This window comes from Paenibacillus woosongensis (assembly GCF_009725165.1).
GTDB lineage: Bacteria > Bacillota > Bacilli > Paenibacillales > Paenibacillaceae > Fontibacillus > Fontibacillus woosongensis.
Map to the genome: position 1 here is coordinate 1 of NZ_WNZW01000011.1, position 13224 is coordinate 13224.

The 13224-nt window shown below is 49.9% G+C and carries 13 protein-coding genes, 16 tRNA genes and 1 rRNA gene; 28 read left to right on the forward strand and 2 right to left on the reverse strand.

Annotation, left to right across the window (positions count from 1 at the left end):
- From GNP95_RS19915 to GNP95_RS20000, 18 genes are all read left to right on the forward strand, one after another.
- Positions 1–225, forward strand: a 23S ribosomal RNA gene (locus tag GNP95_RS19915); the annotation flags it as partial.
- A gap of 144 nt (positions 226–369) precedes the next feature.
- Positions 370–445, forward strand: a tRNA-Asn gene (locus GNP95_RS19920).
- Positions 446–448: 3 nt separating this feature from the next.
- A tRNA-Ser gene (locus GNP95_RS19925) sits at positions 449–540 on the forward strand.
- A 39-nt stretch (positions 541–579) separates the two neighbouring features.
- Positions 580–654: transfer RNA gene (locus GNP95_RS19930), tRNA-Glu, on the forward strand.
- A 103-nt stretch (positions 655–757) separates the two neighbouring features.
- Positions 758–833 (forward strand) — tRNA-Val (locus GNP95_RS19935).
- A 12-nt stretch (positions 834–845) separates the two neighbouring features.
- Positions 846–919: transfer RNA gene (locus GNP95_RS19940), tRNA-Met, on the forward strand.
- A gap of 16 nt (positions 920–935) precedes the next feature.
- Positions 936–1012 (forward strand) — tRNA-Asp (locus GNP95_RS19945).
- A 123-nt stretch (positions 1013–1135) separates the two neighbouring features.
- Positions 1136–1211, forward strand: a tRNA-Phe gene (locus GNP95_RS19950).
- A gap of 23 nt (positions 1212–1234) precedes the next feature.
- A tRNA-Thr gene (locus GNP95_RS19955) sits at positions 1235–1310 on the forward strand.
- A 3-nt stretch (positions 1311–1313) separates the two neighbouring features.
- Positions 1314–1399 (forward strand) — tRNA-Tyr (locus GNP95_RS19960).
- Between the two features lie 12 nt (positions 1400–1411).
- Positions 1412–1485: transfer RNA gene (locus tag GNP95_RS19965), tRNA-Trp, on the forward strand.
- Between the two features lie 27 nt (positions 1486–1512).
- A tRNA-His gene (locus GNP95_RS19970) sits at positions 1513–1588 on the forward strand.
- A 23-nt stretch (positions 1589–1611) separates the two neighbouring features.
- Positions 1612–1687: transfer RNA gene (locus tag GNP95_RS19975), tRNA-Gln, on the forward strand.
- A gap of 6 nt (positions 1688–1693) precedes the next feature.
- A tRNA-Gly gene (locus tag GNP95_RS19980) sits at positions 1694–1768 on the forward strand.
- Between the two features lie 11 nt (positions 1769–1779).
- A tRNA-Cys gene (locus GNP95_RS19985) sits at positions 1780–1853 on the forward strand.
- A gap of 11 nt (positions 1854–1864) precedes the next feature.
- Positions 1865–1950 (forward strand) — tRNA-Leu (locus tag GNP95_RS19990).
- Positions 1951–1976: 26 nt separating this feature from the next.
- A tRNA-Leu gene (locus GNP95_RS19995) sits at positions 1977–2058 on the forward strand.
- Positions 2059–2224: 166 nt separating this feature from the next.
- Positions 2225–3052 carry an aldo/keto reductase gene (locus GNP95_RS20000; protein ID WP_155612603.1) on the forward strand — a complete coding sequence of 276 codons (828 nt, stop codon included), beginning with the start codon at positions 2225–2227 and terminating at the stop codon, positions 3050–3052.
- Between the two features lie 143 nt (positions 3053–3195).
- On the opposite strand, the gene GNP95_RS20005 is transcribed toward GNP95_RS20000, so the two are convergent.
- Together GNP95_RS20005 and GNP95_RS20010 are read right to left on the reverse strand one after the other, a co-directional pair.
- Positions 3196–3690 (reverse strand): cation:proton antiporter regulatory subunit, encoded by a 495-nt coding sequence (locus GNP95_RS20005; RefSeq protein ID WP_155612604.1) that lies wholly within the window; start codon positions 3688–3690, stop codon positions 3196–3198.
- Positions 3691–3808: 118 nt separating this feature from the next.
- Positions 3809–4159 (reverse strand): hypothetical protein, encoded by a 351-nt coding sequence (locus tag GNP95_RS20010; protein ID WP_155612605.1) that lies wholly within the window; start codon positions 4157–4159, stop codon positions 3809–3811.
- Between the two features lie 583 nt (positions 4160–4742).
- Here GNP95_RS20010 and GNP95_RS20020 point away from each other — a divergent pair.
- The 10 genes from GNP95_RS20020 (at position 4743) to GNP95_RS20065 (ending at position 13178) form a co-directional block, all read left to right on the forward strand.
- A complete protein-coding gene (locus GNP95_RS20020; RefSeq protein WP_155612607.1) occupies positions 4743–7631 on the forward strand; it encodes a Na+/H+ antiporter subunit A in 2889 nt (962 codons plus the stop codon).
- A 2-nt stretch (positions 7632–7633) separates the two neighbouring features.
- Positions 7634–7972: a Na(+)/H(+) antiporter subunit C gene (locus GNP95_RS20025; protein ID WP_155612608.1), complete on the forward strand. Its 339-nt coding sequence runs from the start codon at positions 7634–7636 to the stop codon at positions 7970–7972.
- Positions 7965–9446, forward strand: coding sequence for a Na+/H+ antiporter subunit D (locus GNP95_RS20030; RefSeq protein WP_330163530.1), 1482 nt, complete (start codon positions 7965–7967; stop codon positions 9444–9446). Before GNP95_RS20025 ends, GNP95_RS20030 begins: the two co-directional genes overlap by 8 nt.
- Positions 9447–9451: 5 nt before the next feature.
- Positions 9452–9928: a Na+/H+ antiporter subunit E gene (locus tag GNP95_RS20035; RefSeq protein WP_155612609.1), complete on the forward strand. Its 477-nt coding sequence runs from the start codon at positions 9452–9454 to the stop codon at positions 9926–9928.
- Positions 9925–10218, forward strand: a complete 294-nt coding sequence (locus tag GNP95_RS20040; protein ID WP_055105933.1) for a Na(+)/H(+) antiporter subunit F1 — start codon at positions 9925–9927, stop codon at positions 10216–10218. Before GNP95_RS20035 ends, GNP95_RS20040 begins: the two co-directional genes overlap by 4 nt.
- Entirely contained in the window at positions 10202–10594 is a 393-nt protein-coding gene (gene mnhG, locus GNP95_RS20045) for a monovalent cation/H(+) antiporter subunit G (RefSeq protein WP_155612736.1), read from the forward strand. Before GNP95_RS20040 ends, mnhG begins: the two co-directional genes overlap by 17 nt.
- Before the next feature lie 362 nt (positions 10595–10956).
- Positions 10957–11256, forward strand: coding sequence for a hypothetical protein (locus GNP95_RS20050; RefSeq protein WP_155612610.1), 300 nt, complete (start codon positions 10957–10959; stop codon positions 11254–11256).
- Between the two features lie 52 nt (positions 11257–11308).
- Entirely contained in the window at positions 11309–11983 is a 675-nt protein-coding gene (locus GNP95_RS20055) for a PspA/IM30 family protein (protein ID WP_155612611.1), read from the forward strand.
- A 5-nt stretch (positions 11984–11988) separates the two neighbouring features.
- A complete protein-coding gene (locus GNP95_RS20060; RefSeq protein WP_155612612.1) occupies positions 11989–12468 on the forward strand; it encodes a PspC domain-containing protein in 480 nt (159 codons plus the stop codon).
- A gap of 2 nt (positions 12469–12470) precedes the next feature.
- A complete protein-coding gene (locus GNP95_RS20065; RefSeq protein ID WP_155612613.1) occupies positions 12471–13178 on the forward strand; it encodes a PspA/IM30 family protein in 708 nt (235 codons plus the stop codon).
- The last annotated feature ends 46 nt before the right edge of the window (positions 13179–13224 follow it).

Sequence of the window (13224 nt, forward strand, 5' to 3'; positions counted from 1 at the left end):
CGGGATGGACGCACCGCTGGTGCACCAGTTGTTCCGCCAGGAGCATAGCTGGGTAGCTACGTGCGGATGGGATAAACGCTGAAAGCATCTAAGCGTGAAGCCCTCCTCAAGATGAGATTTCCCAATTAGTAAGACCCCTTGAAGACGACGAGGTTGATAGGCCTGAGGTGGAAGTGCAGCAATGTATGGAGCTGACAGGTACTAATCGGTCGAGGGCTTATCCAATTTTACCCCAAAAAGTGAAGCGGAGGCTTCGAAGAGTATACCGAATACTTTTCGGGGGCCCCGGTGAACCAAGTAAGGGCTAACACGCAAATGAAGTTTCGTATCCAGTTTTCAGGTGATCAAATCATCTGAATATGATAATGTTCCCTGATAGCTCAGTCGGTAGAGCACTCGACTGTTAATCGAGTTGTCACAGGTTCGAGTCCTGTTCGGGGAGCCATATGGAGAGGTGTCCGAGTTGGCCGAAGGAGCACGATTGGAAATCGTGTAGGCGTCACAAGCGTCTCGAGGGTTCGAATCCCTCTCTCTCCGCCATCATTTTCTTAGTATCATAGCAGTGTGTGATACATATGTGGCCCGTTGGTCAAGGGGTTAAGACACCTCCCTTTCACGGAGGTAACAGGGGTTCGAATCCCCTACGGGTCACCACTTAATTCATATGATTCGGTAGGGTTTAGAAGCCCTGTAAGATTTTAAGAAAAAGCTTGATTTCTAACCGGGTAATATGATACAATAGAAATTGTCTTTCCTCGGAGGCTTAGCTCAGCTGGGAGAGCATCTGCCTTACAAGCAGAGGGTCAGCGGTTCGATCCCGTTAGCCTCCACCATAATATAAATGACGCGGGGTGGAGCAGCTCGGTAGCTCGTCGGGCTCATAACCCGAAGGTCGCAGGTTCAAATCCTGTCCCCGCAATTGCAATATCTAGTGTGGAGCCGTGGTGTAGAGGCCTAACATGCCTGCCTGTCACGCAGGAGATCGCGGGTTCGAATCCCGTCGGCTCCGCCATTATAACCTCAAGCTAAGAGGTGAGAATCCGTAAGGGTTCACAAGCTTGCTCTGGAAACCGTCACTTTAATGAGCTGGTCGCAGCGGAATAGGTGAAGAGGATCCAATGAACTATTCCAATAAGGCTCGGTAGCTCAGTCGGTAGAGCAGAGGACTGAAAATCCTCGTGTCGGCGGTTCGATTCCGTCCCGAGCCACCATGATTCACCTGATAATTGAAAACGCCGGTGTAGCTCAATTGGTAGAGCAACTGACTTGTAATCAGTAGGTTGGGGGTTCAAGTCCTCTCGCCGGCACCACATGGAGGCTTAGCGAAGTGGCCAAACGCAGCAGACTGTAAATCTGTTCTCGTACGAGTTCGGTGGTTCGAATCCATCAGCCTCCACCAGTTTTACCATATAGGGGCATAGTTTAAAGGTAGAACAGCGGTCTCCAAAACCGTTAGTGTGGGTTCAATTCCTGCTGCCCCTGCCAGTTAAACAATAAAATATTTATATTATGGCGGTCGTGGCGAAGGGGTTAACGCACCGGATTGTGGCTCCGGCATTCGTGGGTTCAAGTCCCATCGATCGCCCCATTTTTATCTTAAAAATCATATATTGGGGATTAGCCAAGCGGTAAGGCAACGGACTTTGACTCCGTCATTCCATAGGTTCGAATCCTATATCCCCAGCCATATGTTGCGGACGTGGCTCAGCGGTAGAGCATCGCCTTGCCAAGGCGAGGGTCGCGGGTTCGATTCCCGTCGTCCGCTCCATTTTTATATACGGCGCCATAGCCAAGTGGTAAGGCACAGCTCTGCAAAAGCTTTATCCCCAGTTCGAGTCTGGGTGGCGCCTCCATTTAATTCCCTGCGGGAGTGGCGGAATCGGCAGACGCACAGGACTTAAAATCCTGCGGTAGGTGACTATCGTACCAGTTCAAGTCTGGTCTTCCGCACTTGTTAAGTGATGGATTTATAGTGTGCCGATGTGGTGGAATTGGCAGACACGCCGCACTCAAAATGCGGTGCCGAGAGGCTTGCCGGTTCGAGTCCGGCCATCGGTATTATCGATAAGAAGGTATATGAAATTGTTTCTAGGAGCAATTTCATAAACCTTCTTTTTTATGGCCAATATTCAGAGAAACGAAATTTGACAATAAGGATCGTTAGGTTTATTTTGGTAGGGAGACGATGGGCAAACGATCCAAATTAGAGGAGGCGTCATACGAAATGAATCACATTCAATCTATGGTCACCTTGTCCAATGGAAAACAAATGCCGTGGCTGGGCCTTGGTGTCTATAAGATGAGTGAAGGCCAGGAGGTCATCGCTTCTATAGAAGCTGCCATCCGCAATGGTTATAGAAGCATTGACACTGCTTCTTTATACCAGAATGAAGAAGGGGTAGGCCAAGCAATTAAAGCATCCGGCATTTCCCGCGAAGAACTGTTTATTACTACGAAGGTCTGGAACTCCGATCAAGGCTACGATAGTACGTTGAAGGCTTTTGACACGAGCATGAGCAAGCTTGGCCTCGATTATCTAGATCTCTATTTGATTCATTGGCCAGTCAAGGGCAAATATAAAGAAACGTGGAAAGCGCTTGAGCAGCTACATAAGGACGGGCGTGTTCACTCTATTGGTGTATCGAACTTCCAAATTCATCATTTGGAAGACCTGCTGGCAGACGCAGAGGTAAGACCGGTAGTCAATCAGGTGGAGCTGCATCCGCTGCTCAGCCAACTGGAATTGAGGGAATACTGCAAGTCACAAGGAATCCAAATCGAAGCCTGGTCCCCTCTTGCCCAGGGCAAGCTGCTGGACAACGAAGTACTGAAGGCTATCGGGGCAAAATACGGCAAATCAACGGCTCAGGTTATTATCCGGTGGGATTTGCAACATGGCATTGTAACCATTCCAAAATCATCTAATCCAGAACGGATTGTTGAAAATGCTATTGTATTTGATTTCGAATTGACTGCAGAGGAAATGAAACAAATTGATAGTCTGAATCAAGATCAGCGTGTTGGTCCTGATCCGGATAATTTCGATTTCTAATTCCGTTTAGCGGCATTTATAATGCTAGTAATAATAAAGAAGCGCCTTAAGTCCAATGGAAACTTAGGGCGCTTCTTCATGCCGTCAGAGAGGCAATGTGCTTCTTATTGTAAACTTCGAATGGATGCTGCCACAAAGAAATCTTAAGCACTTCCGTTTAGCAGAATCTGACGGATCTGCTGCTGATGCAGACGCTCGCCGATTACGACAACCAATGCGCCGGCAGTAAGGAGCAAATCCGGTCCAGGATTGATATGTTTAGAATGATTGCTCTCAACGACAGCAATGATCGTGGCGCTGGAGCGTTGACGAACGCGCAGCTCGCCGATCGTCTTGCCGATCGCTTTGTAGTGAGGTTCAAGTTTATACCATTCAATGATGAGATCGCCTAACGCGACTTCGATATTCTCTAATGGTGTGGGCTTGTAAGTAACTCCGCCAATAATGGCAGAAACATATCGGGCTTCCTCGTCAGTTAAAGATATTTTAGAGATGCTGTCGTCCGGGTTATCCGCTCCATAGTGATAAACTTCACGACGACCATCATCATGGATAGTAATAGTCAATTTCTCACCGCTGCGTGTTTCGATTTCGAATTTTTTGCCGATGCCTGGCAATTCGGTTTCTTTAAGATTCATTAGCTTCCGACCTCCAATATTAAGAAGTGTTATTTGTATAAGGTGTGTTTAATACAACCGCCGATCTTCCTTCACGAGCATGGGCGATAATTCTAGTTACTTATCATTTACATGTAAATCAAGCAGCATAAATGCTAGTAAATTTGATGGGTAACAGAAGGATTCGCTTCATGAATTGATAGAAAAATGGACGGAAATAGATCCCTGCCAAAGTAATTATACTACTGGCTGCGGCGGGGATGACTAACAGGTAAAACGGGGATAGATCGTTGCTAAGCTTGACATGTGCGGGCGTCAGAAGGGCTGCCTTGTTCTCCGATTTGCGGAGGGGCTGGTCAGCTTCAACGGCCGTCTGTTCGAAACTTGCCACATGTCCTGGATTTAGAGCAGGATGAGGAATAAAGAAAATCATGATTAGCGCAAAGACAGAGGCAGTAAACCATACCATCGTTTGCCGAATATGCATCATGATGCTTATCCCCTCTCTAAAATAGCTGCTAACCTTAAGGATAGCACACAATCCTTAGTATCTCAAAAGAATGATGATAAATTATTCGCCCAATTTCAAGGAAATCCTTCCGGATGAGAGAACGGTACGATCCGGATGTATTCCCGGGGCTGAAACACAGCTGGGTTTCTTAATCCGATATTTAATTGCTGGAAGTACAAGCGTGATTGCTCAAGGGACATGAGTGGCGACAGCTGGCGGGCAAGAAACGCGGCACTGCAAATAATTACGAGAAATATGGATGAGCAGACGAGGATTTGGCGGACCGGCATGGAAATCACTCTCCTTTACTATAGAAAGTGATTTCCTTAATGAGCTATATATATACAGTTAGATTCGTGTTTACAACCGCTCAAAAAAAGGATATACTTTTGGATGTGCTTCAATTGCACTACAGCCTTAACCACATATTTGTTTATCGGAGGAGCCTGCCAACTGCGGGCTCTTTTTGTGTTTTTTCAGGGATACCCTATTTATGTTCTGATTTAAATATGGCTAAGCTGATGAGACACAGGTTATATAGCACGAGTAAGGAGGAAGCATGTTGTCTATTTTGCACGCAGCAATCATTTTACCATTTATTCTGGCTGCAGGAATGCCTCTGCTGAAGAGACTGCCGGGAAAACCGCACCCGGGATGGGCCGTTATGTTAGCGCCTGCCGTACTCTTTGTTTACTTCCTGAGGCAGATCCCTATTGTTCAATCGGGTCACGATATCGTAGCCGCAGTCCCCTGGATCACCTCGCTTGGCATCGAGTTCAGCGTTCAGCTGGACGGGTTGTCATTGCTGTTCACTTTGCTAATTTCGGGGATCGGTACACTGGTCGTTTTCTATTCCATTTTTTATATGGATAAGGAAAAGGAGGCCGTTCATCGCTTCTACGTGTATTTGCTTCTATTTATGGGGGCTATGCTGGGGGTTGTCCTATCTGATAATCTGATCGTGCTTTACGGCTTCTGGGAATTGACGAGCATCTCTTCCTTTCTGCTTATCGCTTTCTGGCATCACCGGGAGCGTTCCAGATATGGGGCTTTCAAATCCATGCTCATTACCGTGTTCGGCGGTCTGGCGATGCTGGCCGGATTCGTGCTGGTCTATCTCATGACCGGTACGTTCTCGGTAAGAGAAATCCTTCAAAATACAGAGATCATCGCGGGGCATCCCCTAATGCTGCCTGCGCTGCTCCTCGTGCTCTTGGGGGCCTTTACAAAATCCGCTCAGTTCCCGTTCCATATTTGGCTGCCGGATGCGATGGAGGCACCGACGCCGGTGAGTGCCTATTTGCACTCGGCAACGATGGTCAAAGCCGGGTTATATCTGGTAGCGAGATTTACGCCGGTGTTCTCTGGACAAGCGGCCTGGTTCTGGCTCGTGTCGGGCGTAGGACTTATTACGCTGATCTTTGGTTCGTTCAAGGCGATCAAGCAAACCGATCTGAAGGCGATGCTGGCCTTCTCCACGATTAGCCAGCTGGGATTGATCATGGCTTTGCTGGGGCTCGGCTCGGCCTCGGGGTATTACACGGACGTCCAGCAGTCTTTGTTCTATTCCAAGGCGACTATGGCCGCCATATTCCATTTGATGAATCACGCGGTATTTAAGGGAGCGTTATTCATGGTTGTCGGGATCGTGGATCATGAGACGGGAACGAGAGATATCCGCAAGCTGGGCGGATTAATGTCTATCATGCCCGTAACGTTCACGGTCGCCGTCATAGGAGCGTTATCGATGGCGGGCATACCGCCGTTCGGGGGCTTTCTTAGTAAAGAAATGTTCTTTACGGCAGTTCTGAATGCCCGGGAAATGGGCATATGGAGCATGGATACCTGGAGCAGCCTGTTTCCTGTGATCGCTTGGGCTGCTAGCGTCTTTACCTTTGCTTACAGCATGGTACTGCTGGTCAGAACATTTGCCGGCAAATTCAAGCCGGAGCAGCTGAAACTGCAGCCGCATGAGGCTCCGGTTGGTATGCTTATACCGCCGGTGATCATGGCCGCGCTTGCGCTCGTGTTCGGCCTGTTCCCCGGATTGTTGTCGTACTCGCTCATCGAGCCTGCGATGGCAGCGGTTATGCCGGGCCTGCTTGGGCCGGGAGAGAAATTCCTCGTATCCATAGAATTCTGGCATGGCTGGACGCCGGAGGTATTCATGACACTGGGCGTTATCGGCGCAGGCATTCTGGTCTTTGTTCTGCAGCCTAAGGTCAAGGTATTGAATAGTCCTGGATCAGCCCGCTTCTCCTTAAACGGCGTGTATGATTCGGGCCTGCGGACGCTGGAGCGGTCGTCAAAGTGGTTGACGGATAAATATATGACCGGTTCTGTACGGCATTACTTGATTTATATTTTCACGTTTCTCGTAGTTGTACTTGGAGCCATTATGCTTGCATTTGACGGCTTCAACCTGGATAGCAGCAGCTACGCCCCGGTCACGGTATACGAGGCAGCTATTTTGCTTGCCCTCATTATAGCCGCGATCGCGGTGCCCTTTGCCAATTCACGTCTGCTGGCGATTATTTTGACAGGGGCCGTCGGTTACATGGTGTCCTTGTTCTTCGTCATATTCCGGGCCCCGGATCTGGCGCTTACCCAGCTCATCGTGGAGACGGTATCGGTCACGCTGTTCCTTCTGTGCTTCTATCATTTGCCGAAGCTTAAGAAAGAGCTGTCCGTCCTTAAATTCAAGCTTACGAATTTCCTGATTTCACTGGGAGTAGGGCTTATGGTTACCCTGATTGCACTCAGTGCATTAAGCGCCGGGAACAGCCACCCCTTCGAGTCAATATCGAAGTTCTTTTTAGAGGCAAGCTACAAACTGGCTGGCGGGAAAAATGTCGTCAATGTCATCCTCGTAGACTTCCGCGGATTCGATACGATGCTGGAAATTGTAGTGCTCGGCATCGCGTCGCTTGGCATCTATGCCATGATTCGCCTAAGTTTGGACGAGAAGCAGGAGCAGCTCTCTCCCCGCTCAGGCTCTAACAAGCAATTGAGAGGCGGGCTTGTACCGGTAAGAAGCAACGATGTCATTCTGCGGATGACATCAAGGGTTGCCATGTTTATTATCCTGACGTTCTCCTGGTATCTGTTCTTTGCCGGCCACAATAATCCGGGAGGCGGATTCATCGGCGGACTGATGACTTCGGCAGCGCTCGTGCTGCTTGCAATCGCCTATGGACAAGAGGTTATGCGCAGCATCGTTCCGCTTAATTTCCGGAAGGTCATGGCCACGGGCCTGCTTATCGCTTTTCTAACAGGGCTAGGCTCGCTATGGTTTGGCGTGCCGTTCCTGAGCCATGCATTCGGACATGAGTATTTGCCGATTCTCGGGGAGGTCGAGCTGGCTACGGCGGTCATTTTCGACCTGGGCGTGTATTTAACCGTCGTGGGGGTCACGATGACGATTATTCTTGAGATCGGGAGGGATCGGTAGTCATGGAATTAATGATGTCAATAGCCGTCGGCATCCTGTTCATGGTCGGAGTATATCTGATCCTTACCAGGAGCTTGCTGCGCATTATACTCGGGACGTCCCTGCTGACGCATGCGGTGCATTTGCTGTTGTTAACAATGGCCCGTTTGAAGAAGGGGGCGCCTCCGCTGCTTGGCGAGCAGGCCTCCGCCTATACGGATCCGGTTCCGGCGGCTCTTATATTAACATCTATAGTAATTAGCTTCGGAGTCACATCCTTCTTCTTTGTACTCGCCTACAAGGCGTACCAAAAACTGAAAACAGATGATATGGAGCAGCTAAGGGGGGACGAAGGTGAATAATTTACTCGTATTTCCGCTTATCATTCCTCTGCTGACTGCAGTTGCTCTTATTTTTGCCCATAGCCGGGTAATGCTGCAAAGATGGATCAATGCCGCAGGGGCAGTGCTGAATATTCTCGCGGCGATCCTCATCGTCCGAGAGGTTAGACTGAACGATATCCAGACTTTGTATATGGGAGGCTGGGCGCCGCCATACGGAATCGTATTTACGGCGGATATGCTGGCGGCGCTGCTCGTATTAACGACGACAGTGCTAAGTACGGCTTGCCTGTTCTATGCGTTCGGCAGCATCGGAAGAGAGAGGGAGCGGCATTATTTCCATCCGTTCTTCCAATTTCTGATCGTAGGGGTGAATGGTTCATTTCTGACGGGGGATTTGTTCAATCTGTTTGTCTGCTTTGAGGTGATGCTGATCGCTTCCTACGCCCTGATCGTGCTTGGAGGCACGAAACGGCAGCTGAGGGAGACGCTGAAATATATTCTGGTCAACATCGTGTCCTCCAGCTTCTTTGTAGCGGCGATCGCTTATCTATATGGTGTTACCGGTACACTAAACATGGCACATTTATCGCTTCGCATAGCCGAGGCGGGACAGGGCGGGATAATTAATGTTATCGCCGTGTTATTTCTCATCGTATTTGCGCTTAAAGCGGGCCTGTTCCTGTTCTTCTGGCTGCCGGGCTCATACAGCGCCCCGCCAACGGCGGTGAAGGCTTTGTTCGGCGCGCTGCTGACCAAGGTCGGCATTTATGCGATTGCCCGTACCTTCAGCCTCATATTCTATCACCAGCCGGAGCTTACCCATTCGCTAATCGGTTGGATGGCTGTGGCGACGATGATATTAGGCGGGATCGGTGCAGTCGCTTATTCCGATATCCACCGGATCATCAACTATAACGTTGTGATCGGGATCGGCTTTATTTCCTTCGGAATCGCCACGGCGACCAAGACATCTATGGATGGCGTCGTCTTCTATCTGATCCATGACATGATCGCCAAAGCGCTGCTGTTCCTGCTGGGGGGAATGCTCATCAAGGCCGCGGGCACCAGTGACTTGCGGCAAATGGGCGGGCTGATAAGACGTTATCCGCTACTGGGCTGGATGTTCTTTATCGTCACGCTAGCGATCATCGGCGTGCCGTCGCTCAGCGGCTTCACAGGCAAGCTGTTGATCGTCCAAGGCGGGTTTGCCTCTGGCCATTATTGGTGGACCGGGGTGGCGCTTGTGTCCAGCCTGATCATGCTCTATTCTCTGATGCGGATATTTATCGGGGCTTTCTTTGGCGGCGGGGAGCAGTCTGCAGCCATCCAGGAGCCAGTCCGGATCAAAGGGCTGCTATCTAGTGCAGCTGCATTGTTCGTCCTTATCCTTATGATCGGGATCGGCTCTGAGTGGGTATACTCTCTTGCGTCTCAGGCCGGGGATGTCTTAACGAACCCAGCAATTTATATCGATGCCGTGCTGAAGGAGTAGATGATATGGCGCTTCAAATTTTATTGAATTTTCTGATTGCCTTAGTGTGGATGTTCTTGAATAATAACTGGACGACCTCCGGGCTCATCGTTGGCTATATCGTGGGCTTGGTCATGATTGGTCTGTTCGGCCGCTTCTGGCCGCAGGGCTTCTATATGAAAAAAGTATGGGCGATCGTCAAGCTGCTTGTACTGTTTATTAAGGAGCTGTTCAAGTCCAGCTTCGTAGTCATTGGGCAGGTCCTCTCGCCTAAGCTGAACATCCGTCCGGGAATCTTCGCCTATACGACCGAGCTTAAGAGCGATTGGGAAGTTACGATACTGGCTAACCTCATTACGCTGACACCGGGAACACTAACGCTTGATGTATCCAGAGAAGGTTCTACCTTATATATCCATGCGATGGACATCGATGATGTCGATAAGCTCTGCAGCGATATTAGAAGCACGTTTGAAAAAGCAATCCTGGAGGTGACGAAATGATCGACGGGTTCTTGTTTGCAGCCCTCGTTATATTATCGTTGGCGATACTGGGGTGCTTGTACCGTTTGATGAAGGGGCCTTCCATGGCTGACCGCATTACGTCTCTGGATACGATCGGCATCAATCTGCTGGCCATGGTAGCCGTACTCTGCATGCTGATGAGGACGGAAGCATATTTCGAAATCATTCTTCTAATCGGTATTCTATCTTTCATTGGAACGACCGCCTTTGCCCGGTACATTGAGCGTGGTGTTGTCATTGAGCAGCGAGGTGATGATGATGATCGGTGAGCTTCTGATTGGCATGCTCGTATTGTTTGGGGCTGTAGTCAGTGCGTTAAGCGCCTTTGGGCTGATACGGCTTCCCGATGTATATTTACGGTCGCATGCGGCCACGAAAAGCACGACGCTCGGCGTATTATGCATATTGAGCGGGGCCTTCCTGTACTTCATGTTCTATCTGGATCATGTCAGCGCCAAGCTGCTGCTCGGTATCGTCTTCGTCTTCATTACCGCGCCGGTGGCAGGTCATCTGAACGGCAGGGCCGCTCATCGGACCGGAGTGCCTTTATGGAAGGGCAGCGTTAGGGACGACCTGAAAGAGGCCATGAGACGGGAGGAGCAGGGACGGCAGGTGCAGCAGGAAGAAGGAAGTAAGCAGGAGTAAGACTGGCTAAATTAAAAGCAAGGGTATTACTCAGCAAGAAGCAATAGCAACTACTGCATTAGCAACTGCAGGTGTAAATGTATAGATACTGCAGTACAATGGCGGTAATATACAGGAACAAACGAGCTGCACCAAGTCGGGTGACAGCAACTTCAAAGGGATTAACGATGTTCAGCCTGCCCCATCTCACCGGGCAGGCTGTTGCCATTTATCTAGAGGTGGAACACCGGGTGTTCATGGTCTTAAGACCACCTCGACTTAGGTCTAGGAAGAAAAACCGTCCGTAGTCCGTTTTGAAGAAACGCTTTTCCACCTACAATAAGGACATAAGGTTGATACTTACGAAAGGCGGTGACTAATAAATGAGAACAAATCGATCAAGCGGGTTCGCAATCGTACTTATTGTCCTGGGGGGATTGATCCTGCTGGGCAAGCTTACCCCGCTGCTGGGCAGTCTATTCGGATTGTTGTTCGCAGTAGCATTGATCGGTCTTGGTTACTACGGTATTCGCCGGGGCAACGCTTTTTTTGGATGGATCGTCCTCCTCTTTGGGATCATATCCTTAATGAACAAGCTGGCCTGGCTCATCGTACCGGCAATCGGGATCGGCCTGATCGTCTACGGCATTTATTCACTGAATGGAAGACGGCGGGGATATTGATCACATATATCGAATAATGATGAACCGATATGGTTAGGAGGGATGGGATGTCATGAGTGTATTTCGTCGAGTACGGGATATTACGGTAGCTAATTTAAATGAACGTTTGGAGCAATCTCAAGATCCGGTGCGGTTAATCGATCAATTCCTGATTGAGACCCGCCAGGAGATCGCTGAGGCAGAGAAGCTGCATCAGCAGTATGCGGGGCATACGAAGCAATTGAAGCAGCAGGTGGATCAGGCCAAGGTGATGCGCGACCGCAGGGAAGAGCAGGCGCTGCTAGCCCTTAAAGCGGAGGAGGAGCATCTAGCGAAGCTAGCTCTGCAGGAGAAGATGCTCTACGAAGAGAAGATCGAGCAGTACTCCGGACTGTACGCGCAAAGCCTCGAGTCTTTGCAGGAATTGGAAAGTCAACTGAACGAATTAAAAACGGAATATCAAGTGGTATACAGCAAACGGCAGTATTACTACGCAAGAATGGAGACGCTCCGTCTGCAGCAGCGTATGAACCAGCGGATGAGTGGGTACGGTACACAAGACGTGCCGAAAATGTTCCACCGCCTGGAAGACCGGGTATCCGATATGGAATGGGAAGCCCGCAGCTTGCGGGATCTGAGAAGATCAGGACAGGAATTCATGAACCAGGCCGGATCGGTTCTGCAATCGACTTTGGAACAGGAGCTCTCCCGTTTGAAGCAGAAGCTGAATAACAAAGGAGAGGAGTAATACCGATGGGAACTCTATACCGTTCCAGACGTGATCGTTGGTTCAGCGGCCTGATCGGCGGGCTTGGCGAGTATTTCAACATCAGTGTCACCGCGCTTCGGCTGCTGGCGATTATCAGTGTATTCATTACAGGCGGAACCACCATCGTGATTTATTTGATTGCAACGCTGGTCATTTCGAAGGAGCCGTATACTCCTCGCGATCCATACTACAATGGAGGCTGGCAAGGCGGCGGGCATCATAACCACGGGTACGGCAATCCGGGCAATCCGGGCAACGCGTACCGCGATCCTCAGTACGCCGACCCGCGTTACGGCGGGCCAAGCTACAGCGACCCGCGTTACCAGCAGCAATCAGCATTTAGCGGCAGCGCATCGAATTTGGATTCGATGATGGAAGATATTGAGAAGAAGGCGATGGAGAAAGAGCTGGAGGAACTTCGGAGAAAATTATCAAAATACGAGAATGAGAAGGGAGATAAATAACCATGGGAGTATTCAAAAGAATTAAAGACATTACGAAAGCATCCGTAAATGACATGCTTGATAAAGTAGAGGATCCAGTAGTGATGCTTAACCAGTACCTGCGCGACATGGAGACCGAAATCCGCGACGCTGAGGTAACGGTGGCGAAGCAAATGGCGAACGAGCGCAGAATGAAGCACCGTCTGGAAGAGGCGATCCGTATTTCCGCGCAAAGAGAGAGCCAAGCTGAGGCGGCGCTCAAAAATGGGCAGGAGGAAGTAGCCCGCAAGCTGCTGGAAGAGAAAATTATGTATGATCAGAAACAACTGGAGTTCAGTGATCTGCATGTCCAAGCGGAAGCTCAGGCTCAGGAACTCAAGCAGCAACTGCATGACATGAAGGATGAGTACTACAAGCTGCGCAACAAACGCAACGAGCTGGTCAGCCGTGCGCAAATGGCTAAAGCTAGAAAGCAAATGTCGCAAATCAATACGCTCAATACGATTGAGAGCGGCAGCGCGTCCCTAGGCTTCCACCGGATGGAAGAGAAAATCATGCAGCTTGAGGCAGAAGCTGAAGTAGCCGGAATCGGTTACCGCGGAGTCAGCAGCTCCGGTTCCTCGTACATCAGCCCTGCTGATGCCGAGAAGCAGGTCAAGGTGGATGAGCAGCTGGAGGCTCTGAAAGCTAAGCTGAACCCTTCGGCTAATCGGGCCGAAAGCAAGGAATAACAGCTACACGACTACAGGACATTGTGATATGCTATGTAATGGTTAA